The organism is Streptomyces indicus, from assembly GCF_900100315.1.
Taxonomy (GTDB): Bacteria; Actinomycetota; Actinomycetes; order Streptomycetales; family Streptomycetaceae; genus Streptomyces; species Streptomyces indicus.
Map to the genome: position 1 here is coordinate 379,631 of NZ_FNFF01000002.1, position 26,182 is coordinate 405,812.

Annotated in this window: 17 protein-coding genes; 7 read left to right on the forward strand and 10 right to left on the reverse strand. The window is 71.9% G+C overall.

The window, feature by feature from the left end; translation table 11 throughout:
• Position 1: 1 nt before the first annotated feature.
• Genes BLT97_RS08275 through BLT97_RS08290 form a run of 4 tightly spaced genes read right to left on the reverse strand, consistent with a single transcriptional unit; the run spans position 2 to position 3,873 of the window.
• The gene (locus tag BLT97_RS08275) at positions 2-649 is read right to left on the reverse strand and encodes a response regulator (RefSeq protein ID WP_093608108.1); all 648 of its coding nucleotides are present in this window, start codon (positions 647-649) and stop codon (positions 2-4) included.
• Positions 639-2,138 (reverse strand): sensor histidine kinase, encoded by a 1,500-nt coding sequence (locus BLT97_RS08280; protein WP_425442666.1) that lies wholly within the window; start codon positions 2,136-2,138, stop codon positions 639-641. The genes BLT97_RS08275 and BLT97_RS08280 overlap by 11 nt, the downstream gene beginning before the upstream one ends.
• 8 nt (positions 2,139-2,146) lie before the next feature.
• Entirely contained in the window at positions 2,147-2,905 is a 759-nt protein-coding gene (locus BLT97_RS08285) for an ABC transporter permease (protein WP_093608110.1), read from the reverse strand.
• A complete protein-coding gene (locus BLT97_RS08290; protein WP_176953696.1) occupies positions 2,902-3,873 on the reverse strand; it encodes an ABC transporter ATP-binding protein in 972 nt (323 codons plus the stop codon). Before BLT97_RS08290 ends, BLT97_RS08285 begins: the two co-directional genes overlap by 4 nt.
• Before the next feature lie 256 nt (positions 3,874-4,129).
• On the opposite strand from BLT97_RS08290, the gene BLT97_RS08295 reads away from it, so the two are divergent.
• Both BLT97_RS08295 and BLT97_RS08300 read left to right on the forward strand, forming a co-directional pair.
• Positions 4,130-6,127, forward strand: a complete 1,998-nt coding sequence (locus BLT97_RS08295) for an ABC transporter ATP-binding protein (protein WP_093608112.1) — start codon at positions 4,130-4,132, stop codon at positions 6,125-6,127.
• Entirely contained in the window at positions 6,124-7,971 is a 1,848-nt protein-coding gene (locus tag BLT97_RS08300) for an ABC transporter ATP-binding protein (RefSeq protein ID WP_093608113.1), read from the forward strand. The genes BLT97_RS08295 and BLT97_RS08300 overlap by 4 nt, the downstream gene beginning before the upstream one ends.
• A gap of 71 nt (positions 7,972-8,042) precedes the next feature.
• Here BLT97_RS08300 and BLT97_RS08305 read toward each other — a convergent pair whose 3' ends face one another.
• The 3 genes from BLT97_RS08305 to glgP all read right to left on the reverse strand — a co-directional run bounded on the left by BLT97_RS08305 (position 8,043) and on the right by glgP (position 11,627).
• Positions 8,043-8,417, reverse strand: a complete 375-nt coding sequence (locus BLT97_RS08305) for a type II toxin-antitoxin system VapC family toxin (protein WP_093608114.1) — start codon at positions 8,415-8,417, stop codon at positions 8,043-8,045.
• Entirely contained in the window at positions 8,417-8,659 is a 243-nt protein-coding gene (locus BLT97_RS08310; RefSeq protein ID WP_093608115.1) for a type II toxin-antitoxin system Phd/YefM family antitoxin, read from the reverse strand. Before BLT97_RS08310 ends, BLT97_RS08305 begins: the two co-directional genes overlap by 1 nt.
• A 355-nt stretch (positions 8,660-9,014) precedes the next feature.
• A complete protein-coding gene (gene glgP / locus BLT97_RS08315; protein WP_093608116.1) occupies positions 9,015-11,627 on the reverse strand; it encodes an alpha-glucan family phosphorylase in 2,613 nt (870 codons plus the stop codon).
• 344 nt (positions 11,628-11,971) lie between these two features.
• Between glgP and BLT97_RS08320 the strand changes: the two genes are divergently transcribed.
• Positions 11,972-13,174: a S8 family peptidase gene (locus tag BLT97_RS08320; protein ID WP_093608117.1), complete on the forward strand. Its 1,203-nt coding sequence runs from the start codon at positions 11,972-11,974 to the stop codon at positions 13,172-13,174.
• A gap of 157 nt (positions 13,175-13,331) precedes the next feature.
• Here BLT97_RS08320 and BLT97_RS08325 read toward each other — a convergent pair whose 3' ends face one another.
• Together BLT97_RS08325 and BLT97_RS08330 are read right to left on the reverse strand one after the other, a co-directional pair.
• Positions 13,332-14,876, reverse strand: coding sequence for a DEAD/DEAH box helicase (locus tag BLT97_RS08325; RefSeq protein ID WP_093608118.1), 1,545 nt, complete (start codon positions 14,874-14,876; stop codon positions 13,332-13,334).
• Between the two features lie 189 nt (positions 14,877-15,065).
• Positions 15,066-15,269 carry a cold-shock protein gene (locus tag BLT97_RS08330; protein ID WP_093608119.1) on the reverse strand — a complete coding sequence of 68 codons (204 nt, stop codon included), beginning with the start codon at positions 15,267-15,269 and terminating at the stop codon, positions 15,066-15,068.
• 395 nt (positions 15,270-15,664) lie between these two features.
• Between BLT97_RS08330 and BLT97_RS08335 the strand changes: the two genes are divergently transcribed.
• From BLT97_RS08335 to glgB, 4 genes are all read left to right on the forward strand, one after another.
• Positions 15,665-17,668, forward strand: a complete 2,004-nt coding sequence (locus BLT97_RS08335; protein WP_176953697.1) for an alpha-1,4-glucan--maltose-1-phosphate maltosyltransferase — start codon at positions 15,665-15,667, stop codon at positions 17,666-17,668.
• A 20-nt stretch (positions 17,669-17,688) separates the two neighbouring features.
• Positions 17,689-19,389 (forward strand): maltose alpha-D-glucosyltransferase, encoded by a 1,701-nt coding sequence (gene treS / locus BLT97_RS08340; protein ID WP_093608120.1) that lies wholly within the window; start codon positions 17,689-17,691, stop codon positions 19,387-19,389.
• Between the two features lie 120 nt (positions 19,390-19,509).
• The gene (locus BLT97_RS08345) at positions 19,510-20,943 is read left to right on the forward strand and encodes a maltokinase N-terminal cap-like domain-containing protein (RefSeq protein WP_093608121.1); all 1,434 of its coding nucleotides are present in this window, start codon (positions 19,510-19,512) and stop codon (positions 20,941-20,943) included.
• Positions 20,944-21,021: 78 nt separating this feature from the next.
• A complete protein-coding gene (glgB, locus tag BLT97_RS08350) occupies positions 21,022-23,658 on the forward strand; it encodes a 1,4-alpha-glucan branching enzyme (protein ID WP_425442667.1) in 2,637 nt (878 codons plus the stop codon).
• 111 nt (positions 23,659-23,769) lie between these two features.
• Here glgB and BLT97_RS08355 read toward each other — a convergent pair whose 3' ends face one another.
• Positions 23,770-26,043, reverse strand: a complete 2,274-nt coding sequence (locus BLT97_RS08355) for a HelD family protein (RefSeq protein WP_245769211.1) — start codon at positions 26,041-26,043, stop codon at positions 23,770-23,772.
• Between the last annotated feature and the right edge of the window lie 139 nt (positions 26,044-26,182).

A 26,182-nucleotide genomic window follows, 5' to 3' on the forward strand; every position in this document is an offset into this window, starting at 1 on the left:
CTCAGCCGAGGATGCCGCGGTCGTAGCCCGCCGCCACCGCCGCCGCGCGGTCCTTCACGCCCAACTTGGCGTACAGGTGCGTCAGATGGGTCTTGACCGTCGCTTCGCTGATGAACAGTTCGCGGGCGATCTCGCGGTTCGATGTGCCGCGGGCGACGAGGGCGAGGACTTCGCGTTCGCGGGTGCTGAGCGGGGTGTCTCCGGGGGCGGGCGCGGGGGTGCGGACGCGCGAGACCAGGCGGGAGGCGACGGCGGGCGAGAGGACCGTGCGGCCCTCCGCGGCGGCGCGCACGGCCGTGAACAGCTCGTCGCGCGGCGCGTCCTTGAGGAGGTAGCCGGTCGCGCCCGCCTCGATCGCGGGCAGCGTGTCCGAGTCGGTGTCGTACGTGGTGAGGACGAGGACCTTGGCGCGGGCGCCGCTGCGGGCGAGCTCCGCGATCGCGGCCACTCCCCCGCCGCCGGGCATGCGCAGGTCCATCAGGACCACGTCCGGGTCGAGCCGGGCCGTGAGCTCGACACCCTCCTCGCCGGTGGAGGCCTCACCGAGCACCTCGAACCCGGGCGCCGACCGGAACATGCCGCGCAGGCCGTCCCGTACGACGGGATGGTCGTCCACGATGAGCAGGGTGATCGTCGCGTCAGTCGTCATGGCGGTCCCACCGTACGGGACGATCTTGCGCGCGGACGAGGGGCGGTTGCTCCGCGGTCCTGTGGACGAGGGGCGGTTGCTCCGGCTCCTTGCGGACCAGCGGCACGCGCGCCGAGACGGCCGTGCCGAAGCCCGGCTCGGACTCGATCTCCACGGTGCCCGCGACCCGTTCGGCCCGCGCGCGCATCCCGTCCACGCCGAAGCCGCCCGAACCGGACCGCCGCGGCAGGGCGAGCGGGTCGAAACCGGCGCCGTCGTCGCGGACGTCGAGGGCCACCTCGTCGTCCATGTACGACAGCGTGACGCCGAGCCGGGTCGCGGACGCGTGCCGTGCCGCGTTGGACAGGGCCTCCTGGGCGATACGGACGAGGGTGCCCTCGATCTCGTCGTGCAGCGGCTCGGCGGTGCCCGTGACGGTGAACTCGGCCCGTACGCCGGTACGCGCCGACCATTCCGCGACCGTCTGCTTCAGCGCTTCGGCGAGGCCCTGGTCCTGGAGCGCGGCGGGTCCGAGGTTGTGCACGGAGCGGCGCGCCTCACCGAGGCTCGCGCGGGCCAGATCCGCGGCGCGGTCCAGGTGGGCGCGGGCGAGGGCGTGGTCGTCGGTGTTCGCGACGACCTGGAGCTGGGCGATGATGCCGGTCAGGCCCTGCGCGATGGTGTCGTGGATCTCGGCGGCCAGCCGGCGCCGCTCGTCGGCGACCCCGGCTTCCCTTGCCTGGACGAGGAGTTGGGCGTGCAGGGCGGCGTTCTCGTCGAGGGCCTGCTGGAGCCTCGTGTTGGTGCGCTCCAGTTCGGCGATGGTGGCGAGATGCACCTGGGTGCGCTGGTTCTCGTACGTGTTGAGCTTGCTGAACACCCAGAACAGCGCCACGTGGATGGAGAGGATCGCGCCGAACAGGCCCCAGCGCGCGGCGCTCGGCGGCGGGAAGCCGCCCGACTGCGAGCCGGCGATGGTGACGGCGCTCGCGAACAGGCCGAGCGGGACCCAGCGGTGCGGCAGGTGCCGTTCGGCGCCGAAGTAGCCGAGGGCCGCGTAGAAGGCGGCGAAGGGGTTCAGCCAGGACAGGGCGAAGGCGAGCGCCCAGCGGACCGTGTAGTAGCAGGCGCTGGCCGGCGTGGGCGTCGCGTGGCCGCGGTGGTTGCGGCTCCACCACAGTTCGAGCAGCAGGCCGGCGGCGAACAGCCCGGCGGCCGCCCAGAGTTCGGCGGCCGAGGGCATCAACTGGCCCGCGCTGCCGAAGACCAGCACGGCCGAGACGCCGAGCATGGAATACGGCCCCCAGCGCAGGAAGGCCTCCCAGCGCTCCTCGACGCGGCGGTGCGCGGTGGCGGCGTCGAGCGGGAGGACGGCGGGGGTTTCCTCGGGGGCGGGTGAGGACGAGTTCCCCGAGGCGTCCTCCGTGACGGGCGAGGGCCCCGGCTGCTTCGAGGAGAGCCGGGGCACGCCGTCGGACCAGTTGCCGCGCATGGCCTCAGTCTGCTGCACGGGCCCGGTCATTCCCAGCGGAACCAGCGGGCCGCCGCGGCCGTGAGCACCACCGCCCACAGGGCGCCGCCGCCCAGGTGGGCCCAGTCCGGCCAGTCCCCGGCCCCGGCCTGGCTCAGGGCCTGGGCGGCGGCGCCGAACGGGAGCAGTTCCATGATGCGGGCCAGCACGTCGGGCATGGTCTGCACCGGCATCCACAGACCCGCGCTGAACATCATCGGGAAGAAGGCCGCCGCGCCCACCGCGTTCGCGGCCTTGGAGGTCCGCGAGAGCGCCGAGAGCAGGGCGCCCAGGGACAGGGCCGCGCAGACGGAGAGGGCGAGGGCCACCGCGTATCCGAGGAACTGCTGCGGCAGCGCCACGTCGAAGACCAGCCGGCCCACGGCGACGGAGAGCACCGCAGAGGCGAGGGCCGCGACGCCGTGCAGCGCCATCTGCGCGCCGAGCACCGATCCCGGACGTACCGGCGTGGTGGACATCCGGCGCAGGATGCCGCGTTCGCGGTAGCCGGTGACCACCGGGGGCATGGCCTGGAGGCAGGCCATCAGGAGGGCGGTGAGGATCGCGATCGGCACGTAGACGTCGACGAGCCGGAGGCCCGGGATCGCCTCTCCCACCTCGCGGAAGGTGGGGATGGAGCCGAGGACGACGAACAGGGCGGTCGGGAAGACCATGATCCAGAAGAGGGAGCCGGGCTCGCGGCGGAAGAGGGTGAACTCCGCCTTGAGCACGGCGCCGGTGGCCGGGGAGAGGGTCAGGGCGCTCATGCCGAGGCTCCGTTCAGGTCGGTGGCCGATTCAGGGCCGGCTGCTGCGGGCGCACCCTGCGGACCGGCGGTCTCCGTGAGGTCGAGGAACGCGTCGTCCAATGTGGCGTCGGATACGCGCAGTTGGTGGGCCGTGATGTGGTGGCGGGCGAGCAGGGTGATCACGGCGTTGACGGTCACGTCCGAGCCGTGCACCGTGACGCGGCCGTCGCGGGCGTCGGTGGCGGTCGAGGCCGCGTCCGGGAGTCCGGCCAGATCGGCCGGGGCCAGCGGGCGCGAGGGCGTGAAGGAGATGACCGTCGAGCCCGAGGCGCGGCGGATCAGGCCCGAGGGGGTGTCCAGGGCGGCGACCCGGCCGCGGTCGATCACGGCGATCCGGTCGCACAGGCGCTGGGCCTCCTCCATGAAGTGCGTGACCAGGAGGACGGTGACGCCCGAGGTCCGGATCTCCTCGATCAGCTGCCAGGTGTCGCGCCGGGCGCGCGGGTCGAGCCCGGTGGTCAGCTCGTCGAGGACGACGATCCGCGGGCTGCCGATCAGCGCGAGCGCGATGGACAGGCGCTGCTTCTGGCCGCCGCTGAGCTTGGCGTAGCGGGTGCCGAGCTTCTCGGTGAGGCCGAGGCGTTCGGCGAGGGCGCGCCAGTCGGCGGGGCGGTCGTAGAAGGCGCTGTAGAGCTCCAGGGCCTCGCGCACGGTGAGCTTGGCCTGGAGCTCGCTCTCCTGGAGCTGGGCGCCGAGGATGCGCGTGACCTTGTCGTGGTCCGCGACCGGGTCGAGCCCCGCGACGCGGACCCGGCCGGAGTCGGGCACGCGCAGTCCCTCGACGCATTCGACGGTGGTGGTCTTGCCCGCGCCGTTGGGGCCGAGGATGCCGAAGATCTCGCCCTCCTCGACGGAGAAGGAGACTCCGTCCACGGCGGGCCGGCCGGCGTAGGCCTTGCGCAGGTCTGCGACTTCGATGACGGTCATGGCTCCACGGTCCCGGTGCGGGGCCGCGGCCGGTATCGGCTGTCGCGCTCGAACCGGCATCAACCGATCGGTGGATGGGGTCCGCCGGTCGGAGAGGTTCCGCATCACCGGTGGGCGGCGTTCCGCGTCTCGGGTCGGCGGGATGCCGCGTCTCCGGTCGGCGAGGTCCTACGCCTTGCCGCCCATGCCGTGGGCCCCGTCGTACGACCAAAAACCGATAGGGGAATGTCAGGGGTGAAGCCTAGGCTCGGTACTGATGCCCACTACACCTGTCGCCCCCGACCCTGCCGCCGGAACCACCCCCGAGACCACCCCCGAAGCCGCCGGCTCCGCGGACGCCGAGCCGCCCGAGCGGTCCGCCGTCCGCTCCCTGCTGCGGCTGTGGCCGTATGTGCGGCCCGTGCGGACGCGACTGTTCTCGGCCGCCTTCGTCGCGATCCTCGCCTCGTGCGTGGGGCTCGTCATCCCGCTCGTCCTGAAGTGGATGGTGGACGGCCCGGTCGCCGGCCGCGACCCCGGCGGGGTGTGGCTGGGCGCGCTGTACCTGCTGCTGCTCGGCGTCGCCGAGGCGGCGCTCTTCGGCTTCCGGCGCTGGCTGGTGGCGCGTCCGCTGGCGGGCGTCGAGGCGTCGATGCGGGCGGACCTGTTCCGGCATCTTCAGCGGCTGCCGGTGGCGTTCCACGACCGGTGGGCCTCGGGGCAGCTGCTGTCGCGCGGTACGACGGATCTGATGCTGGTGCGCATGTTCCTCCAGTTCCCGCTGACGTTCCTCCTGGTCAACGGGGTGACGATCCTCGTCGGCGTGGTGATCCTGCTCGCGCAGGAGTGGACGCTCGGGCTGGTGCTGCTCGCACCGGTGGTGCCGATGGTGATCGTCTGCTCGGTGTTCGAGCGGCGGTACGCCGAGGTGGCGCGGCGGGCGCAGGACCAGGTGGGCGATCTGACCACGGTGGTCGAGGAGAGCGTGCTCGGCATCCGGATCATCAAGGGCTTCGGGCGGCACCGCTCGCAGGCGCGGGCGTTCGCCTCGCTCGCGCGCACGCTGCGCGGCACCGAGCTGGGCAAGGCGCGGCTGCTCGCGGCGATCTGGGCGGTGATCGTGCTGCTGCCCGAACTCACCATCGGCGCCGCCCTCGTGCTCGGCACGGTGCAGGTCGCGGACGGCGCGCTGTCGGCGGGCACGCTGGTGCTCTTCCTGTCGACCGCGCTCGCGCTGCGCTGGCCCGTGGAGTCGATCGGCTTCCTGCTCGCGATGAGCCAGGAGGCGGCGACCGCGACGGAGCGGTACTTCGAAGTGATGGACGCGGAGCCGGAGTCCGGGGGGCCGGACTCCAGGGTGACGGCTCCGAAGCAGGGGCTCGGGACGACGGCCCGCACGAAACCGGGACCCGTGGCGGAGGCCCGTACGAAACCGGCAGCCGACGAGGGCTCCCGGGCGGCCGGACTCCGCTTCGAAGCCGTCGAGTTCCGCTACCCGGACGCCGCACCCGACGCCCCGCCCGCGCTCGACCGCATCGATCTGCACATCCGCCCCGGCGAGACGATGGCGCTGGTCGGCGCGACCGGCAGCGGCAAGACCACGCTCACGGCACTGGTGCCCCGGCTGCACGAACTCACCGCGGGACGCATCACGTTGGACGGCGAGGACATCACCGCGATGCCGCGTGAGCGGCTGCGCGAGCTGGTCGCGGTGGCCTTCGAGGAGCCGACCCTGTTCTCCGCGAGCGTGGGTGAGAACGTCCTGATGGGCGCCGGGCACGCCACGGCCGACGATCTGCGGCGCGCACTGGCCGTCGCCCAAGCCGACTTCGTGTACGCGCTGCCGCAGGGCGTCGACACCCAGGTCGGCGAGCAGGGCCTGAGCCTGTCCGGCGGTCAGCGCCAACGGCTCGCGCTGGCCCGCGCGGTGGTGGGCCGGCCGCGCTTCCTCGTTCTGGACGACCCGCTGTCCGCGCTCGACGTGCACACGGAAGCGCTGGTCGAGGCGGCGCTGCGCGAGGTGCTCGCCGAGACGACCGCGCTGGTCGTCGCGCACCGCCCGTCCACCGTGCTGCTCGCGGACCGGGTGGCGCTGCTGTCCGGCGGGCGCATCACGGCGGTGGGCACCCACCAGGAGCTGCTGCGGGACAGCACGGAGTACGCGTGGCTGATGTCGGGCGCCGAGGAGGCGGACGACGGGTCGTACGAGCACGGCGACCACGGCTCGTACACGAACGGCTTCGAGGATCTGACGTACGCGAAGGAGGACCGTTGACCACCACGGTGGACCAGCCGGCCGAGGCCGCCGCCGAGGGGCGGGAGGGCGGCGATCCCTTCGACCGGGACGCCCTGCCGGCGCCCGAGGGCGCGACGGGCGCGCTGCTGCGCTCGCTGCTCGCCCCGCTCAAGGCGCGAGTGGCGCTGACGGCCGTCCTGCTGCTGCTCCAGCAGGCCGCGGTACAGGCGGGCCCGCTGCTCGTCGCCTTCGCCATCGACCGGGGTGTGCCGGCGCTGCGCGAGGACGACGCCGGGCCGCTGATCGCCGTCGCCGCCGCGTACGCGTTGTGCTCGCTGGGTTCGGCGGCCCTCCAGTACGCGTTCATCCGCGCCTCGGCCCGGGTCAACCAGGACGTGCTGCTCGATCTGCGCGGCCGGATCTTCCGGCATGCGCAGGCGCTGTCGGTCGACTTCCATGAGCGCTACACCTCGGGCCGCCTGATCTCCCGCTCCACCACCGACGTCGAGTCCCTGCGCGAGCTGCTCAGCGAGGGGCTGCAGGAACTCGTCACGGTGATCCTGTCGTTCGTGTACATCGCGGCGATGCTGCTCTGGCTCGACCTGGGCCTCGGCGGGGTGGCCGTGGCCTCCTTCGTCCCCCTGTACCTGCTCATCCGGCTCTACCAGCGGCGTGCGGGGCGGATCTTCCGGCGGCGTTCGACCACGATCGCCGCGGTGATCGTGAAGTTCGCGGAGACGATGAACGGGATCCGGCCCGTCCGGGCGTTCCGCCGCGAGCAGGCCAACGACGCGGACTTCGCGGTGCTCAACCGGCGCCACGAGCGCACCAACGGCGACGCGATGCTGGAGATGGCCCGCTATGTGGTCGGCTCGCGGCTGGTCGCCAACACGGCGGTCGCGGGCATCGTGCTGTGGGGCGCGTACCGGGTGGCGGGCGGCACGCTCGCGCTCGGGGTGCTCGCGGCCTGCGTCCTGTACCTGCGCCGCCTGTACGACCCGATCGACCGGCTCGGCATGTTCCTCAACTCCTACCAGTCGGCCGCCGCGTCCCTGGAGAAGATTGCCGGGCTGCTGGCCCAGACGCCCTCCGTGCCCGAGCCGTCCGCGCCGCGCGAGCTGCCCGCCCGCGCCGGCGAACTCCCGGGCCGCACCGTGACGTTCGAGGACGTCAGCTTCCGCTACCGCACCGGCGGCGAGGTGCTGCCGCGCTTCGGCCTGACGCTGCCCGCGGGCCAGACGGTCGCGGTGGTCGGCTCCACGGGCGCCGGCAAGTCCACGCTCGCCAAGCTGCTCGCCCGGTTCTACGACCCTTCGGAGGGCCGGGTCCTCCTGGACGGCGTGGACCTGCGCGAGCTCGCGGTGCCCGAACTGCGGCGCGGGGTCGTGATGGTCACCCAGGAGGCCTTCCTGTTCTCGGGCACGATCGCCGAGAACATCGCGATCGGCCGCCCCGAGGCCACCCGCGAGGAGATCGAGCGGGCGGCGCGGGCCATCGGCGCGCACACCTTCATCAGCGCGCTGCCGGACGGCTACGACACGGATGTGCGCAAGCGCGGCGGCCGTATCTCCGCGGGCCAGCGCCAACTGGTCGCGTTCGCCCGCGCGTTGCTCGCGGACCCGGCCGTCCTGATCCTCGACGAGGCGACCAGCTCCCTGGACGTGCCCGGCGAGCGGGCGGTGCAGGAGGCGATGCGCACGGTGCTGCACGGCCGTACGGCGGTGGTGATCGCGCACCGGCTCTCGACGGTCGCGATCGCGGACCGGGTGCTCGTGATGGAGTCCGGCCGCATCGTGGAGGACGGCACCCCGGCCGAACTCATCTCGGGCACGGGCCGGTTCGCGGAGCTGCACCAGGCTTGGCGGGACAGTTTGGTGGGGTGAGCGGGGCGGGCCGGGTGGGCGCCGCGGTGTGGCGGTCGCCGGGGTGGGCGGGCTGTTCGTCGCCCCGGCGGTCAGACCTTGATGACCTGGACGTCGTACTGCGGGATCCACTGGTCCCTGGTGAGCAAGGTCATGCCCTCGATCTGCGCCTGTGCGACCAGGAGGCGGTCGAACGGGTCACGGTGATGGTTCGGCAGCCGCCCTGCCCGTACGCCGTGGCCCGCCGTGATGGGCAGCGCCGTGAACTGGCTGTCCCGGGCCCGCTCCGCCAGATCGTCCGGCCCGTCCAGCTTCCCGAGTCCTTGCTTGATCGCGATCTCCCACGGCGACACAGCGCTCACGTAGACGGCAGGTTCCGTGTCGAGCAGTTCCTTGATGTCGTCCGTGAGCTCGGCGGAGTCGTCCAGCCACCACAGCAGCACGTGCGTGTCGAGGAGAAGGCGCATCAGCGCATCCCGAAGGCGTCGGCGATGTCGTCCGGCAGCTCATCGAAGTCGTCCGCGATCCGGATCTGGCCCCGCAGCGAACCGCGGCCGGTCCTGCGCACCTTGGGCCGCAGCGGCACGACCTTCGCCACGGGCTCGCCGGCCTTGCTGATCACGACCTCCTCGCCGGTCGCGACCTGCTCCAGAATGCGCGAGAAGTGCGTCTTCGCCTCGTGCACGTTGTACTGGCGCGCTGGTTCCACGGTGACCTCTCAGCGATCGGGAACATAGGTGGACTAAGTCATGGACTAAGGGTAGCGGGGCGAGGCGCCGAGCGCCAACGCCTACCGACTCCCTGCAGAGGGCGCACGGATGACCGATGACCGGGTAACGGACGCCGCACGTCGGGCAACGGACGAAATCCGGCCACCCGGCGGTGATGCCTACTGGCATGGACCCGTCAGCACTGCCACGCTGCCCCTCGCGCGCAGCAGCAGCCAAGCACCCGCCGCGTCGCACCTTCCCCGGAGCCCGGGCGGTCCCCCATGCCGCCCGGGCTCCGCCCTGTCACGGCAGGACGGAGCCCGGGCGCAACAACGCGTCCAAGGAGCCGGCGCATCACCGCATGAGCACCCCGGCCCCCTCCCCCGTCAGCTCCGAGGGCAGCAACACAAGGCCCAGGTCCTGGGGTGCGGCGAGGAGGCGGTGGGAGGGCAGGATGCGGACCGTGTAGCCGAACGGCCCCGTGCGGTCCAGGGCCAGCGGACCCTCGTAGATCCAGCGGCCCTCCAGGTCGGGCCCGCCCGCCGGCTTGAGCGGGGTCGCCACCGCGTCGGTCAGGGTGTCCTCGGAGTCCACACGGCCCGTCACGGACTGCACCTCCACGTCGTCCGGCTGGAGTTCGCCGAGCCGGACGCGCACGCGCAGGGCGACCGTCGCGCCGAGTTCCGCCGTGGAGCCGACGGCCGCCGCCTCCACGTGGTCGACCGCGACATGGGGCCAGGCCGAACGGATCCGGCCTTTCCACGCGGCGAGTTCCCGCGCGGCCCCGATGTCCAGGCCGCGCTGCGCGTGGGCCGCCGGCGCGTACAGCTTCGCCACGTACTCGCGGACCATCCGGCCGGCCAGGACCCGCGGCCCGAGCGAGGTCAGGGTGCGGCGGACCATCTCGATCCAGCGGTCGGGCAGGCCGCCGGGCCCGCGCTCGTAGAAGCGGGGGGCGACCCGCTGCTCCAACAGGTCGTAGAGCGCGGCCGCTTCGAGGGCGTCGCGGCGGTCCTCGTCCATGGCGGCGCCGTCCGCCGTGGGGATGGCCCAGCCGAAGTCCGGCTCGTACCACTCGTCCCACCAGCCGTCCAGGACGGACAGGTTGAGGCAGCCGTTGAGCGCGGCCTTCATACCGCTGGTGCCGCAGGCCTCCAGGGGACGCAGCGGATTGTTGAGCCAGACGTCGCAACCCGGGTAGAGCTTCTGCGCCATCGCCATCCCGTAGTCGGGCAGGAAGACGATGCGATGCCGTACGCGGGGGGCGTCCGCGAACCGGACCAGCTCCTGGATCAGCCGCTTGCCGCCGTCGTCCGCCGGATGCGCCTTGCCCGCCACCACGATCTGGACCGGCCGCTCGGGGTGCGTGAGCAGGTCCATCAGCCGGTCGCGGTCGCGCAGCATCAGCGTCAGGCGCTTGTACGAGGGGACGCGGCGGGCGAATCCGATGGTGAGCACGTCCGGGTCCAGCACGCCGTCGATCCAGCCCAGTTCGGCCGCGCCCGCGCCGCGCTGGCGCCAGGAGGCGCGCAGCCGCTCGCGCACCTCGTCCACCAGGTGGGAGCGAAGGACACGCCGCAGCTCCCAGATCTTGTCGTCGGGGATGTCGGCCACGGCGTCCCAGCGCTCGGAGCCGCCGACCGTGAAGGCGTCCTCGGTGCGCTGCGCCCCGATCTGCTGGGCGCCGAGCCGGAACACCTCGGGCGCGACCCAGGTCGGCGCGTGCACCCCGTTGGTCACCGAGGTGATCGGCACCTCCTCGGGATCGAATCCCGGCCAAAGCCCGGCGAACATCTCGCGGCTGACCTTGCCGTGCAGCGTGGAGACCCCGTTGGCGCGGCCGGCCAGCCTGAGCCCCATCACGGCCATGTTGAACAGGTTGGGCTCCCCGCCGGCGTACGTCTCCATGCCGAGGCCGAGGATCCGCTGCACGTCGATGCCGGGCAGTTCGGCGCCGGGCCCGAAGTGCCGGGCGACCAGCTCGCGGTCGAAGCGGTCGATGCCCGCGGGCACGGGCGTGTGGGTGGTGAAGACGGTCCCGGCCCGTACGGCTTCGAGCGCCGGATCGAACTCCACGCCCTCCTCGGCGAGTTCGGCGATCCGCTCCAGACCGAGGAAGCCCGCGTGGCCCTCGTTCGTGTGGAACACCTCGGGCTCGGGATGGCCGGTCAGCCGGCAGTACGTGCGCACCGCGCGCACCCCGCCGATGCCGAGCAGCATCTCCTGGAGCAGCCGGTGCTCGCTGCCGCCGCCGTAGAGCCGGTCGGTGACGTCGCGCTCGCCGAGGTCGTTCTCCTCGACGTCCGAGTCCAGCAACAGCAGCGGGACGCGTCCGACTTGGGCCTGCCAGACGTGGGCGCGCAGCTGCCGGCCGTGCGGCAGCGCGAGCGCCACCTGGGCCGGGCTGCCGTCGGGCTCCCTGAGCAGGGTGAGCGGCAGCTCGTTCGGGTCGAGGACGGGGTAGTGCTCCTGCTGCCAGCCGTCGCGCGACAGGGACTGCCGGAAGTAGCCGTGCCGGTAGAGGAGTCCGACGCCGATGAGCGGAACGCCGAGGTCACTGGCCGCCTTGAGGTGGTCGCCGGCGAGGATGCCGAGGCCGCCGGAGTACTGGGGCAGGGCGGCGGTGATGCCGAACTCGGGTGAGAAGTAGGCGATGCCCGCGGGGAGTTCGGAGCCGGTCTGCTCCTGGTACCAGCGGGGGCCGGTCACGTACTCGCGCAGATCGGCGGCCGTGGTGCGCAGCCGCGCCAGGAACTCCTCGTCCACGGCGAGCTCGTCGAGCCGCGAGGGAGGGACCCGGCCGAGCAGGTGCACGGGGTCCCCGTCCCACCGCCCGGGGTCGACGGAGGCGAACAGCTCCCTGGTGCCCTCATGCCAGGACCAGCGTAAGTTGCGGGCGAGTTCGGTGAGCGGACGCAGCGGCTCCGGCAGTACGGGACGCACGGTGAATCGACGAATTGCCTTCACGGTTCCACCTTCGCAGGGGGCGGGCGTGCTCCGGGGACCCACGTCGTCGTGGGTCCTCCTCGTCGCCTTCGACGGTAGCGGCGGCCCGGGTTCCCATCCATGGGGCGCGGAGAGGCACGGCACGGGGGCACGAGGGGCGCTCGCCGCGCGGGTACCCGCTTCATGGTCCCTCTACATTCCGTCCACGACCGATATGGCCTGTTCCCCCTTGAGGTACCGGTTGTTCCACTTCGGGGCGTACGGGAGGCTGCGAAGTGTCGCCGGGGGCCGAACGGGGAACGGGCCGCCGACCGGGCCCGCAACTCCTCCTGCGCGACGCCGGATCGAGGAGGGGAACGATCGGCATGCGAAGGGGCAACACTCGGCTGCGGTGGGCCGCCGGGCTGACCGCCGCGACCACCGCCGCGGTGCTCTCGGCCGTCACGGCGCCCGCGCAGGCCGCCCCGCAGGAGGGGCGGATACTCGGCGCCGGACAGGCCGGCGCCATCGGGAACAGCTACATCGTCACGCTGGACGGGGACGTCGACTCCTCGTCGAAGGCGGGCAAGGGGCTGGCCGAGAAGTACGGGGCGAGAATCAGCCACACCTACGACGCGGCGCTCAACGGCTATGCGGTACGCCTGAGTTCCGCACAGGCCAAGAAGTTCGCCGCCGATCCGAACGTGGTGTCGGTGGCCCAGGACAGGAGAGTGACCACCCGGCACACCCAGCCCGGCCCGCCCTCCTGGGGCCTCGACCGGATCGACCAGCCGGACCTGCCGCTCGACGCCTCGTACACCTGGCCGGAGTCCGCGGGCGCCGGGGTGACGGTGTACGTCCTCGACACCGGGGTGCGCGTCTCGCACACCGACTTCGGCGGCCGTGCGCACAACGGCTGGGACTTCATCGACGACGATCCCGTGGCCCAGGACGGTTACGGACACGGTACGCACGTGGCCGGGACGATCGCCGGTGAGCGGTACGGCGTGGCCAAGCAGGCCGAGATCGTGGCGGTGCGGGTGCTCGACGACGAGGGCGCGGGCAGCACGGCCGGCATCCTCGCGGGCATCGACTGGGTGGTGCGCGGCGCCGAGGGCCCCGCGGTGGTCAACATGAGCCTGGGCGGCCCCGCCGACCCGGCGCTCGACACCGCGGTGCGCCGGGCGATCGCGGCCGGGATCACCTTCACGGTCGCGGCGGGCAACGAAGCGCGGCCCGCCTCCCTGGTCTCGCCCGCGCGCGTCCCCGAGGCGATCACGGTCGGCTCGACCGAGGCGGACGACCGGCGCTCGGACTTCTCCAACTGGGGCCCCGCGCTCGACCTGTTCGCCCCCGGCGGCGCGATCACCTCGCTCTCGCACACGAGCGACACGGCCGTGGCCACCGAGTCCGGTACGTCGATGGCGGCGCCGCACGCGGCGGGCGCGGCCGCGCTGTACCTGGCCGACCACCAGGAGGCCACACCGGCCGAAGTGGGCCTGGCGCTCCGGCAGAAAGCCGCCCAGGGCAAGGTGGGCGGCGCGCTGCCGGGCTCGCCCGACCTGCTGCTCCAGGTCGACAACCCGTAGGAACGCGTGTGTTCGGACGGCCGGCCCCTCGGAGGAGAGAGGGCCGGCCGTTCCGTACGGGAATCGGACGCCAGGCGTCAGGCATCGGGCGTACCCCTTGCACGGACGCGTGACGCGAACCCGGGAGACGGACCCGTGACGCGTAACCCGCAGCGCGTCAGGCCGACTTGCGCACCCGAGCCGCCTTGCGCGCCTCCGCCATCTGCCGGGCCTCGGCGGTGCGGCGCGTGCCGCCGCCGGAGCGGCCGCCGCCGGGGCGCCCCTCCTGGCCGCGGCGGGTGCCCCGGCCGCGGAAGGGCGCGCCACCGCGCTGCTTCGGGCGGTCGGTGACCGGCGCGGCCATGACCACCGGCACCCCGGAGGGCGCCTGCGCGCCGGTGAGGCGGCTGAGTTCGGCCTCGCCGGAGCGCACGTCGGTGACGGTCGGACGGATCCCGGCGTCGGACATGAGCCGGGTCATCTCGCGGCGCTGGTTCGGCAGGACGAGCGTCACGACGCTGCCGGACTCCCCGGCCCGTGCGGTGCGCCCGCCGCGGTGCAGATAGTCCTTGTGGTCGCTCGGCGGGTCCACGTTCACCACGAGGTCGAGGTCGTCGACGTGGATGCCGCGCGCGGCCACGTTGGTGGCGATGAGGGCCGTGACCTCACCCGTCTTGAACTTCTCCAGGGTGCGGGTGCGCTGCGGCTGGGACTTGCCGCCGTGCAGCGCCCCGGCCCGCACACCGCTCGCGAGCAGGTGCTTCACGAGCTTGTCCACGGCGTGCTTGGTGTCCAGGAACATGATCACGCGCCCGTCGCGGGCGGCGATCTCCGTGGTGACCGCGTACTTGTCGGCGATCTGGATGTGGAGCAGGTGGTGGTCCATGGTGGTCACCGCGCCGGCCGACGGGTCCACGGAGTGCACGACGGGGTCGTGCAGGTAGTTGCGCACGAGTTTGTCGACATTGCGGTCCAGGGTCGCGGAGAACAGCATGCGCTGGCCCTCGGGGTGCACCTGGTCGAGCAGTTCGGTGACCTGCGGCATGAAGCCCATGTCGCACATCTGGTCCGCCTCGTCGAGCACGGTGATCTGCACCCGGTCCAGACGGCAGTCGCGGCGCTCGATGAGGTCCTTGAGGCGGCCGGGGGTGGCGACGACGATCTCGGCGCCGGAGCGCAGCGCACCGGCCTGGCGGCCTATCGACATCCCGCCGACGACGGTCGCCATGCGCAGCTGTACGGCACGGGCGTACGGCGTGAGGGCGGCGGTGACCTGCTGGGCGAGCTCGCGCGTGGGCACGAGGACCAGGGCGAGCGGCTGCTTGGGCTCGGCGCGCCGCCCGGCGGTGCGCGCGAGGACCGCAAGGCCGAAGGCCAGGGTCTTGCCGGAGCCGGTGCGGCCGCGGCCGAGCACGTCACGCCCGGCAAGCGAGTTCGGCAGCGTGGCGGCCTGGATCGGGAAGGGCGCCGTGACGCCCTCGGCGGCCAGCGTCTTCAGAAGCGCGGGCCGCAGGCCGAGCTCCTCGAAGGACTCGACGGCGGGCAGCGCCGGGGTCAGCGTCTCGGGGAGCGCGAACTCGGCGGGCGGGGTGCTGCGCTTGCGGTTGCGGCCGGCGCTCGCGCCGGCGTTCCGGCCGCCGAAGCGGCCGCGGCGGTCGCCCGGCCGGTTCCGGTGGTCTCCGGAGCGGTTCTGGCGGTCATTCCTGCGAGCGGCATGGTTCATGAGAACCTCCTCGATGGGGCACGTATCGAGGAATTCCCGGCGCAACGACAGCCGGCCGAATTGCAAGAACGAGCCGATAGATAAAGCAAGGGAAATCCCGGAAGTCCCGTGAGTTCCCGTCCCCCGAAAAATCACGACGCAGCCGGGGTCCGCGGGAGCGGACCCCGGCTGCGTCGTGCTGTCCTGCGATCAGGCGGGAACGATGTTCTCCGCCTGCGGGCCCTTCGGGCCCTGCGTGACGTCGAAGGTCACCTTCTGACCCTCGAGCAGCTCACGGAAGCCCTGGGTGGCGATGTTCGAGTAGTGGGCGAAGACGTCGGGGCCGCCACCGTCCTGCTCGATGAAGCCGAAGCCCTTTTCCGAGTTGAACCACTTCACGGTGCCATTAGCCATGACATTTCTCCTTCGGGGCAATGCCCTTGGGTCAACACTGTGCCGACCCGGTGTCGCGCGTGATAAAAGCCCTGTCCGGAAAACGCCAGAAATACAAAAGTGCCTCACGGCATCCAGCCGTCGAGGCACCTGAAGTCAAGGGAAAACCACAACTGCAACTCCTCCAAGGTAGCATCTCCGCCCCCGTAGCGCCTGCCGGTGAGCCGGGTGTCACACACGGACACCCCGCCCCGTCGCACACGGACACCCCACCTCGTCTTGTCCGAGCCGTTACGTGCGAGTAGTTAACAAAGCGGCGGATTGCGTACCCGTGGACCGTGGAAGGCTCCCCCGGTACCTGCTCCCCTTCGCTGCACCACGTCCGCGCCCCGACCACCCCACACCCAGGTGATGTCGTGAATCCAAGCGTGAACTCCCGCACGAGCACCTCCGTCGGACGGATACCCGTCCTCGACGTCCGGCCCGTGGTGGCCTGCGGGAGACGGCCCGCGAAATCCGTGGCCGGCGAGCCCTTCCAGGTCAGTGCCACGGTCTTCCGCGAAGGGCATGACGCGGTCGCCGCCAACGTGGTCCTGACCGGACCCGACGGCCGGGAGGGCCCCTGGACCCCGATGCGCGAGCTGGCACCCGGCACGGACCGCTGGGGCGCCGAGGTGTGCGCGGACCGCGAGGGCCTGTGGACGTACCGCGTGGAGGCCTGGGGCGATCCGGTCTCGACCTGGCGGCACGCGGCGGGCATCAAGATCCCGGCCGGGATCGACACCGAACTCGTCCTGGAGGAAGGCGCGTTGCTGTACGGGCGCGCGGCCGAGGGCATACCCAAGGACCAGGGCAGGGACGCCGTCCTGGAGGCCGCCGACGCGCTGCGGGACACCCGGCGCCCGGCGAGCGCCCGGCTCGCGGCGGCCCTCACCCCGCAGGTCGACAGGGCGCTGAGCCGCCATCCGCTGCGTGAACTCGTCAGCGCGTCCGAGGAGTTGCCGCTGCTCGTGGAGCGGCCGCGGGCGCTCTTCGGGTCCTGGTACGAGTTCTTCCCGCGCTCCGAGGGGGTGCGCGAGAACCCGGACGGGACGCTCACGAGCGGCACGTTCGCCACCGCCGCAGAGCGGCTTCCGGCCATCGCCGCGATGGGCTTCGACGTGGTCTACCTGCCGCCCATCCACCCCATCGGCACCACCTTCCGCAAGGGCCGCAACAACACCCTGTCCCCCGAGCCGGACGACGTGGGCGTGCCCTGGGCGATCGGCTCGCCGGACGGCGGGCACGACGCGGTCCACCCGGATCTCGGCACCCTCGAGGACTTCGACGCGTTCGTCGCCCGGGCCCGTGAACTCAACCTGGAGATCGCCCTCGACTTCGCCCTGCAGTGCTCCCCCGACCACCCGTGGGTGCACAAGCACCCGGACTGGTTCCACCACCGGCCCGACGGCTCGATCGCGTACGCGGAGAACCCGCCGAAGAAGTACCAGGACATCTATCCGATCGCCTTCGACAAGGACATGCCGGGGCTCGTCAGGGAGACCCTGCGGGTGCTGCGGCACTGGATGGACCACGGTGTGCGGATCTTCCGCGTGGACAATCCGCACACGAAGCCGGTGGTGTTCTGGGAGCAGGTGCTCGGCGAGATCCGGCGCACCGACCCGGACGTGATCTTCCTGGCGGAGGCGTTCACGCGCCCGGCGATGATGCGGACGCTGGCCGCCATCGGCTTCCAGCAGTCGTACACGTACTTCACCTGGCGTAATGAGAAGCGCGAACTGACGGAGTACGCCGAGGAGTTGGCGCGCGAGACGGCGCACTACATGCGCCCGAACTTCTTCGTGAACACTCCGGACATCCTGCACGCCTACCTGCAGCACGGCGGCCGCCCGGCCTTCGAGGTGCGGGCCGTCCTGGCCGCCACCCTGTCCCCGACCTGGGGTGTCTACAGCGGATACGAGCTGTGCGAAAACGTTCCGGTGCGGCCCGGCAGCGAGGAGTATCTGGACTCCGAGAAGTACCAGCTCAGGCCGCGGGACTGGGCGGCGGCCGAGCGTGAGGGCCGGACGATCGCCCCGCTCCTCACCCGCCTCAACAGCATTCGCAGAAACAGTCCCGCGCTGCGTCAGCTGCGCCGCATCCACTTCCACGAGGTCGACAACGACGCCGTACTCGCGTACTCGAAAACCCATGGCCCGAACACGGTTCTGGTGGTCGTGAACCTGGACCCGCACCACACCCAGGAGGCCACCGTCTCGTTGGACATGCCACAACTGGGCCTCGACTGGCACGAGTTCACCGGGGTACGCGATGAACTCACCGGTGAGGTCTATCACTGGGGCAGGGCCAACTACGTGCGTCTGGAGCCGGGCCGCGCGCCCGCACACGTCCTCACCGTCCTGCGACCGTCCTCGCCGTGAATCGGAGGGTCACCCACAACATGATCGTCAATGAGCCCGTCCCGGACACCTTCGAGGACACCCCCGCGAAGGACCGGGACCCCGAATGGTTCAAGCGCGCCGTCTTCTACGAGGTCCTCGTCCGGTCCTTCCAGGACAGCAACGGCGACGGCATCGGCGACCTCAAGGGCCTCACCGCCAAGCTGGACTACCTCCAGTGGCTGGGTGTGGACTGCCTGTGGCTGCCGCCGTTCTTCGCCTCGCCGCTGCGCGACGGCGGCTACGACGTCTCCGACTACACCGCCGTCCTGCCGGACTTCGGGGACCTCGCGGACTTCGTGGAGTTCGTGGACGCCGCCCACCAGCGCGGCATGCGCGTGATCATCGACTTCGTCATGAACCACACCAGCGACCAGCACCCGTGGTTCCAGGAGTCGCGCAACAACCCCGACGGCCCGTACGGCGACTACTACGTCTGGGCCGACGACGACAAGCAGTACCAGGACGCGCGGATCATCTTCGTCGACACCGAGACGTCCAACTGGACCTTCGACCCGGTGCGCAAGCAGTACTTCTGGCACCGCTTCTTCTCCCACCAGCCGGACCTCAACTTCGAGAACCCGGCGGTCCAGGAGGAGATCATCTCCGCGCTGCGGTTCTGGCTGGACCTCGGCATCGACGGCTTCCGGCTCGACGCCGTGCCGTACCTGTACGCGGAGGAGGGCACCAACTGCGAGAACCTGCCGCGGACGCACGAGCTGCTCAAGCGGGTGCGCAAGGAGATCGACGCGCACTACCCGGACACCGTGCTGCTCGCCGAGGCCAACCAGTGGCCCGAGGACGTCGTCGACTACTTCGGGGACTTCCGGGAGGGCGGGGACGAGTGCCACATGGCCTTCCACTTCCCCGTGATGCCGCGCATCTTCATGGCCGTACGGCGTGAATCGCGCTACCCGGTCTCGGAGATCCTGGCGAAGACCCCGGCGATCCCGTCCGGCTGCCAGTGGGGCATCTTCCTGCGCAACCACGACGAGCTGACGCTCGAGATGGTCACGGACGAAGAGCGCGACTACATGTACGCGGAGTACGCCAAGGACCCGCGGATGCGCGCCAACATCGGCATCCGCCGCCGGCTCGCCCCGCTGCTCGACAACGACCGCAACCAGATCGAGCTGTTCACGGCCCTGCTCCTGTCCCTTCCCGGCTCGCCGATCCTGTACTACGGCGACGAGATCGGCATGGGCGACAACATCTGGCTGGGCGACCGGGACGCCGTGCGGACGCCGATGCAGTGGACCCCGGACCGCAACGCGGGCTTCTCCTCCTGCGATCCGGGCCGGCTCTTCCTGCCCACGATCATGGATCCGGTGTACGGGTACCAGGTGACGAACGTCGAGGCCTCCATGTCCTCGCCGTCCTCGCTGCTGCACTGGACGCGCCGGATGATCGAGATCCGCAAGCAGAACCCGGCGTTCGGCCTCGGCTCGTACACCGAACTGCCCTCGTCCAACCCGGCCGTTCTGGCCTTCCTGCGCGAGCACGGGGACGACCTGGTCCTGTGCGTGCACAACTTCTCGCGCTTCCCTCAGCCCACCGAGCTCGACCTGCAAGCCTTCAACGGGCGGCATCCGGTCGAGCTGATCGGCGGGGTGCGCTTCCCGGCGATCGGTGAACTGCCGTACCTGCTCACGCTCGCGGGGCACGGCTTCTACTGGTTCCGGCTGCGCACCGAAGCGGCGTAGTTTGGGTGACCGGGACGGGTTTGGCATCGCCCGTCCCGGTCACCGTGAAGGGTGACCTCCCGGCCGTGAGGCCGTCACCGGGCACAGCTCCCCCACCCGTACGGGGAAAGGAAGCACGCCATGTCGGAAGCCGTCGTCCGCCCGGCCGCAGGGCACACGAGTGCGCGGCCGGACCTGCTCGCCTCCCTCGATCCGCTCCTGCGCGCGTGGCTGCCGCGGCAGCGCTGGTTCGCCGGGAAGGGCAGGCCGGTGACGGGGTTCTCGCTGGTGGCCGTGACGGAGCTGCTGCCGGCCGGACTCCTGCACGTGCTCATACGCGCCGAGCAGCCCGCCGTGGCGGAGAGCCCGCCGGCGGCCGACTGCTACCAGCTGTTCCTCGGGATACGCCGGACGCTGCCGCCGCATCTCGCCGCCGCCCTGATCGGCCACGCCGACACAGGTCCGCTGGCCGGCTCGGCGGTGTACGAAGGGCTCCAGGATCCGCGCCTGGCCTCGCTGCTCCTGGAGCGGTTACGGGCCCCGGGCCGCAGCGGGGTGCTGCGCTTCGAGCGGGCCGAGGGCGTGGAGCTGCCGGGCGGTCTGATGCCCCGGACGCTGGGCGCCGAGCAGTCCAACTCCTCGCTGGTGTACGGCGATACGTACATCCTGAAGCTGTTCCGCCGGGTCACCCCCGGCCTCAACCCCGATCTCGAACTGCCGCTGCTGCTCGCCCGCGAGGGCAGCGGGCGTGTGCCCGCGCCGGTCGCGTGGTTCGGCGCCGAGCCGGACGGTCAGTTCCTCTCGGGCCTCGCGGGCGCCGAGTCCGAGGAGACGATGACGCTCGGGGTGCTCCAGCCCTTCCTCGCCGGCGCCGAGGACGGCTGGGAGCTGGCGCTGCGCTCCCTCGCCAAGGGGGACGACTTCCGGACGGAGGCGCACGCGCTCGGCCGCGCCACCGCCGAGGTGCACGCGGCGCTCGCGGCCGCGGCGCCCACCGTCTCGCTCGGCCCGCAGCAGCGCGAGCTGATCGCGGACGGCATGCTGGAGCGGCTGCGGGCCACCGCCCAGGACGTGCCGATGCTGCGGCCGTACGTGCGCTCGCTCGCGGCCGCGTTCGATGAGGTGCGCCGACTGCCGGAATCGGACGCCCTGTTCGCGCAGCGGGTGCACGGCGATCTGCACCTCGGGCAGTGTCTGCGGCCCGCCGACGGAGCCTGGAACATCATCGACTTCGAGGGCGAACCGGCCCGCCCGCTGCCCGAGCGGCGCCGTCCGCAGCCCGCGGTGCGCGACGTCGCGGGGATGCTGCGCTCCTTCGACTACGCGGGCCGCTCCCACCGCCCCTGGGCGCCCGCCTGGGCGGCGGGGTGCCGGGCCGCGTACTGCGAGGGGTACGTGGCGGGCGGCGGCACCGACCCGTCCGTCCACCCCGCGCTGCTGCGGGCCTACGAGACCGACAAGGCCGTGTACGAGGTGCTGTACGAGGCACGGCACCGTCCGGACTGGCTCGCGGTGCCCATGGCCGCGATCCGGCGCCTGGCCGGGGAGGCCGACGAGCACCCCGAAGACAACTGAACTCACTTCGCCCGACCTGTAGTTGGGCCTTTGCCACCGGTACGCCACGCCTGTACGTCCCACGAGGAGGCCCCACCCGTGAGCACGCGTCCGCCCGAGCCCCAGCCGCCCGAGAAGCCCGCCGCCCGGTCCGCCCGGTCCGGCCGCAAGGGCGAGAAGCCCGCGCCGGAGGAGGCGGTGGTGCCGCGGCAGCGGAAGAAGTCCGCGGAGCCGAAGGCGGCGGCCAGGAGGACCACGGACCCGGCCGCCAAGAAGGCGGCGGTGACGAAGAAGGCCGCGGTCACGAAGAAGGCTGCCGTGCCGAAGGCGGCCGCGGTGCCGGAGGCCGCTGTCGAGCCGAAGGCCGCTCCCGCCTCGAAGAAGGCGGCGGCGAAGAAGACCGCCTCCAAGGCCAAGAAGACGGCGGCGAAGAAGACCGTCGTGCGGGCGACGGCCGCGAAGAAGCCTGCGACCAAGAAGTCCGCAGCCAAGAAGCCCGCCGCCAGGCAGCCCGCCGCCGCACCGACCGCCCCGGCCACCTCCCCCCGCGTCCCCTCCGCCCTCCCCGTCGAGGACCGCGACCGGCTCGTGTACGGCACGCATCACGACCCCCACGGAGTGCTCGGTGCGCATCCGCACCCCGAGGGTGTGGTCTTCCGGGTGCTGCGCCCGTACGCGCTGAAGGTGACCGTCCTGACCGAGGGGCTGCGGGCCGAACTCGACGACGACGGCGGCGGTTTCTTCTCCGGGGTGCTGCCACTCCAGTCCGTGCCCGAGTACCGCCTCCTTGTCACGTACGAGTCCGGCGACTTCGAGACCCCCGACCCGTACGCCTTCCTGCCCGCGCTCGGCGAGTTCGATCTGCACCTGATCGGCGAGGGCCGCCACGAGCAGCTGTGGAAGGCGCTCGGCGCCGAGCCCATGACGCACCAGGGCGTGAGCGGCACCCGCTTCACCGTGTGGGCGCCCAACGCGCGGGGCGTGCGCGTGGTCGGCAACTTCAACTACTGGGACGGCACCGGCTTCCCGCTGCGCTCGCTCGGCTCCTCGGGGATCTGGGAGCTGTTCGTGCCGGGCGTCGGCGAGGGCGAGCTGTACAAGTTCCAGATCACCCGGCCCGACGGCTCCATGACCTTCCGCGCGGACCCGATGGCGCGGCGCACCGAGGTGCCGCCGGCCAACTCCTCGGTCATCCACACCTCGCACCACGCCTGGGACGACGAGGAGTGGATGAGCCGGCGCGGTGAGCGGCCCGCGCACGAGAGCCCGTTCTCGGTGTACGAGGTGCACCTGCCGTCCTGGCGTCCCGGGCTCACGTACCGCCAGCTCGCCGAGCAACTCCCCGCCTACGTCAAGGACTTGGGGTTCACCCACGTCGAGCTGATGCCGGTGGCCGAGCACCCCTTCGGCGGCTCCTGGGGCTACCAGGTCACCGGCTTCTACGCGCCGACGGCCCGCATGGGCACCCCCGACGACTTCAAGTACCTGGTCGACGCCCTGCACCGGGCCGGCATCGGTGTGCTCATGGACTGGGTGCCCGCGCACTTCCCGCGCGACGACTGGGCGCTCGCCGAGTTCGACGGCCGTCCGCTGTACGAGCACGAGGATCCGCTGCGGGCCGCGCACCCCGACTGGGGCACCCTGGAGTTCGACTACGGGCGCAACGAGGTGCGCAACTTCCTCGTCGCCAACGCCCTGTACTGGTGCGAGGAGTTCCACATCGACGGGCTCCGCGTGGACGCGGTGGCCTCGATGCTCTACCTCGACTACTCGCGCGAGCACGGCCAGTGGACGCCGAACGCGCAGGGCGGCCGCGAGAACCTGGACGCGGTGGCCTTCCTCCAGGAGATGAACGCGACCGTCTACCGGCGCGAGCCGGGCGTCGTGACCATCGCCGAGGAGTCCACGGCCTGGGACGGCGTCACCCGCGCCACCCACCACCAGGGCCCGGGCGGCTTCGGCGGGCTCGGCTTCGGCCTCAAGTGGAACATGGGCTGGATGCACGACTCGCTCGGCTACGTCCAGCACGAGCCGGTGCACCGCAGGTACCACCACAACGAGATGACCTTCTCGATGGTGTACGCGTACAGCGAGAACTACGTCCTGCCGATCTCGCACGACGAGGTGGTGCACGGCAAGCGCTCGCTCGTGTCGAAGATGCCCGGCGACTGGTGGCAGCAGCGCGCCACGCACCGCGCGTATCTGGGCTACATGTGGGCGCACCCGGGCAAGCAACTGCTGTTCATGGGCCAGGAGTTCGCGCAGGGCGCCGAGTGGTCCGAGGCGCACGGCCCGGACTGGTGGCTGCTCGATCCGCAGTACGGGGCCGAGTCCGACCACCGGGGCGTACGCGACCTGGTCCGCGACCTGAACCACGTGTACCGCGCCCAGCCCGCCCTGTGGGAGCGGGACACCTCACCGGACGGGTTCGCGTGGGTGGAGGGCGACGCGGCGGAGGACAACGTGTTCGCGTTCCTGCGCTACGACGCCGCCGGCAGCCCACTGCTCGCGGTCTCGAACTTCTCACCGGTGGTCCGGCACGGCTACCGGCTCGGCGTCCCCGAGGAGATCCCCGCCTGGTCCGAGGTGCTCAACACGGACGAGGAGCGGTACGGGGGCTCGGGCGTGTCCAATCCGGGGTCACTCAAGCCGGACCCGATGGCCTGGCAGGGCCGCCCGGCCAGCCTTCAACTGACCCTGCCGCCGCTGGCGACCGTCTGGCTGCGGCCGGCATGACGACGCACGGCCGCGGGTGGGTGCCCTCGTCGCACAGGGCACCCACCCCGGCCACCGCACAGGGCACCCACCCCGAAGGTCAGCGCGTCACCGCGTCCGCGAGCCCGAAGGTCAGCGCGTCACCGCCTCCGCGAGCCCGTCGGGCAGCGCGGCCGAGTACAGCACGCCCAGCCGCTGGGTGGCCCGGGTGAGCGCGACGTACAGATCGCTCGCCGACAAGGACCCGGGCTCGACCACCAGCACGTTGTCGAACTCGAGCCCCTTGGACTGCCGCGCGTCGAGCAGCACCACGCGGTGCGTCAGATCGGGTGCCGCACCCGGCACGATCTCCGGCAGCCGCGCGGCCAGCTCCGCGTGCAGCTCCCGGGGCGCGATGACCGCGAGCCGCCCCTCCTCGGGCAGGAACTCCCCGGCCAACTCACCGACACGCGCCGGGAGTTCAGACTCCTCCACGGACACGAACCGGGGCGGCACCCCCGTGGACCGCACCGACCGCGGCGGCTCCAGGGCCGGGTCGACGGACCGCAGCACCCCGGCCGCGAGCTCCATCACCTCCGACGGCGTGCGGTAGTTCACCCCCAGCCGCACGTGCTCGAACCGGTCACCGACGTACGGTCCGAGGATCGACGACCACGAGCCGAGCGCGGCCGCGTCCGCCGTCTGGGCCGGATCGCCCACGAGCGTCATCGACTTGGTGGGCGAGCGGCGCATCAGCAGGCGCCACGCCATCGCCGACAGCTCCTGGGCCTCGTCCACGATGATGTGTCCGAAGGCCCAGGTCCGGTCGGCGGCGGCGCGCTCGGCGGCGGAGCGCAGGTCCTCCTCCTCCTGGCGCTCGGCCATCCGCTCGGCGTCGATGATGTCGTGCGCCGAGAGCACCTCGGCGGCGTCCTCGTCGAGTTCTTCCTTGTCCTCGAACTCGTAGGTGCGCGAGGCGTACGAGAGGTCGAGGACGCCCTGCGCGTATTCGATACGGCGCTGGCGCTCGGCCTCCTGCCGGGCCCGCTCCGCCGAGTCGTCCACCCCGAGCAGCTCGGCCGCCTCGTCGAGCAGCGGCACGTCCGCCGCGGTCCACGGCCCGGAGGTGCGGCGGATCAACTCGGCGTCCGCGGCCGGGAGATAGCCGACGGGGTCGGCGAGCAGCTCCCGTACGAGCTGCTGCGGGGTGAGCTCCGGCCACAGCTCCGCGATGGCCTCGTGCACGGCGGCGCTGGTCGCCACGTCCTTGCCGAGCTGGGCCATGTCGTCGGGACCGAGCAGGTTCGGGCCGCCGTACGGGTCCGCGCCGATGCGCTCCACGAGCTGCTCGGTGAGGGCGTCGATGATGCGGAACGCGAAGTGCGGGCGCGCCAGGTTGTGCGGCAGATGCGTCTCGCGCGCGGCGGCCCGCGCGGTCTCGGCCGTCTTCCGGTCGAGCAGCAGCGTGCCGTGGTCCTCGTGGTCGATCTCCAGGACCTCGTCGGGCACGGACTGCCGGTCCCGTACGAACTCGGCGAGCACCTCGGCCATCGCGGCCCGCCCCTTCACCTCGGCCGCGGCCTGGGTGTCCTCGCCGGTGGCCTCGACGCCCGGGAAGAGCTCGCCCACCGTCGCGAGCAGCACGCCGGTCTCGCCGAGCGAGGGCAGCACCTCGCCGATGTAGCCGAGGAAGGCCGGGTTGGGACCCACGATCAACACGGCGCGCTTGGCGAGGAGTGCGCGCTGTGCGTAGAGCAGATACGCGGCCCGGTGCAGCGCCACCGCCGTCTTGCCGGTGCCGGGCCCGCCCTCGACGACCATCACTCCCTGGTGCGGGGCGCGGATGATGCGGTCCTGCTCGGCCTGGATGGTCTGCACGATGTCGCCCATGCGGCCCGTGCGCGCGGCGTTGAGCGCGGCGAGCAGCACCGCGTCCCCGTTGGGGTCCTCGAAGCCGGTGCGCTCCTCGTCGCTCAGGTCGAGGATCTCGTCGTGCAGCGCGACGACCTCATGGCCCTGCATCGTGATGTGCCGGCGCCGGCGCAGACCCATCGGGACATGGCTGGTCGCCAGATAGAAAGGCCGCGCGACGTCCGCGCGCCAGTCGATCAGAATCGGAGTGCGCTCGTGGTCGTCGGCGCGGATTCCGATCCTTCCGATGTGGAAACTGTCGCGTTCCTCGACGAGATTGTCGGGGTGGTTGAGATCGATACGCCCGAAGACGAGCCCGTTTTCCACTCCGTTCAGCTCGGCGACGAGGCGGCCCTTCTCCAGGACCGCCACATCCCGTTCGAGCCGGGCCTGCCGGCCCGCCCCGACCTGCTCGAGGGCCGCCGCGGCCGCACGCTCGGCGGCCTCCTGGAGCTGCCCCAGACGCGTGTAGACACGGGCGACGAATTCCTGCTCGCTCCGCAGCTCCTCGGACATTGACAATTCGGCTCCTCGCGCGATATGGTGTCTTCATCGGGCCTCTTCAAGAGGTCCTTTTCTGTTTTCACAGAAACACCCAATATACGCGCGGGAATGCCCCGACTGTCAAACAGCCGGGGCTTTTTCATGCCCGCTC

Coding starts and splice junctions, on each gene's coding strand:
- BLT97_RS08290 (WP_176953696.1), bottom strand. CDS start 3,873: ATGACCGTCATCGAAGTCGCAGACCTGCGCAAGGCCTACGCCGGCCGG.
- BLT97_RS08355 (WP_245769211.1), bottom strand. CDS start 26,043: ATGTCCGAGGAGCTGCGGAGCGAGCAGGAATTCGTCGCCCGTGTCTAC.
- BLT97_RS08345 (WP_093608121.1), top strand. CDS start 19,510: ATGTCGGAAGCCGTCGTCCGCCCGGCCGCAGGGCACACGAGTGCGCGG.
- BLT97_RS08275 (WP_093608108.1), bottom strand. CDS start 649: ATGACGACTGACGCGACGATCACCCTGCTCATCGTGGACGACCATCCC.
- BLT97_RS08325 (WP_093608118.1), bottom strand. CDS start 14,876: ATGAACCATGCCGCTCGCAGGAATGACCGCCAGAACCGCTCCGGAGAC.
- BLT97_RS08295 (WP_093608112.1), top strand. CDS start 4,130: ATGCCCACTACACCTGTCGCCCCCGACCCTGCCGCCGGAACCACCCCC.
- BLT97_RS08320 (WP_093608117.1), top strand. CDS start 11,972: ATGCGAAGGGGCAACACTCGGCTGCGGTGGGCCGCCGGGCTGACCGCC.
- treS (WP_093608120.1), top strand. CDS start 17,689: ATGATCGTCAATGAGCCCGTCCCGGACACCTTCGAGGACACCCCCGCG.
- BLT97_RS08305 (WP_093608114.1), bottom strand. CDS start 8,417: ATGCGCCTTCTCCTCGACACGCACGTGCTGCTGTGGTGGCTGGACGAC.
- BLT97_RS08285 (WP_093608110.1), bottom strand. CDS start 2,905: ATGAGCGCCCTGACCCTCTCCCCGGCCACCGGCGCCGTGCTCAAGGCG.
- BLT97_RS08330 (WP_093608119.1), bottom strand. CDS start 15,269: ATGGCTAATGGCACCGTGAAGTGGTTCAACTCGGAAAAGGGCTTCGGC.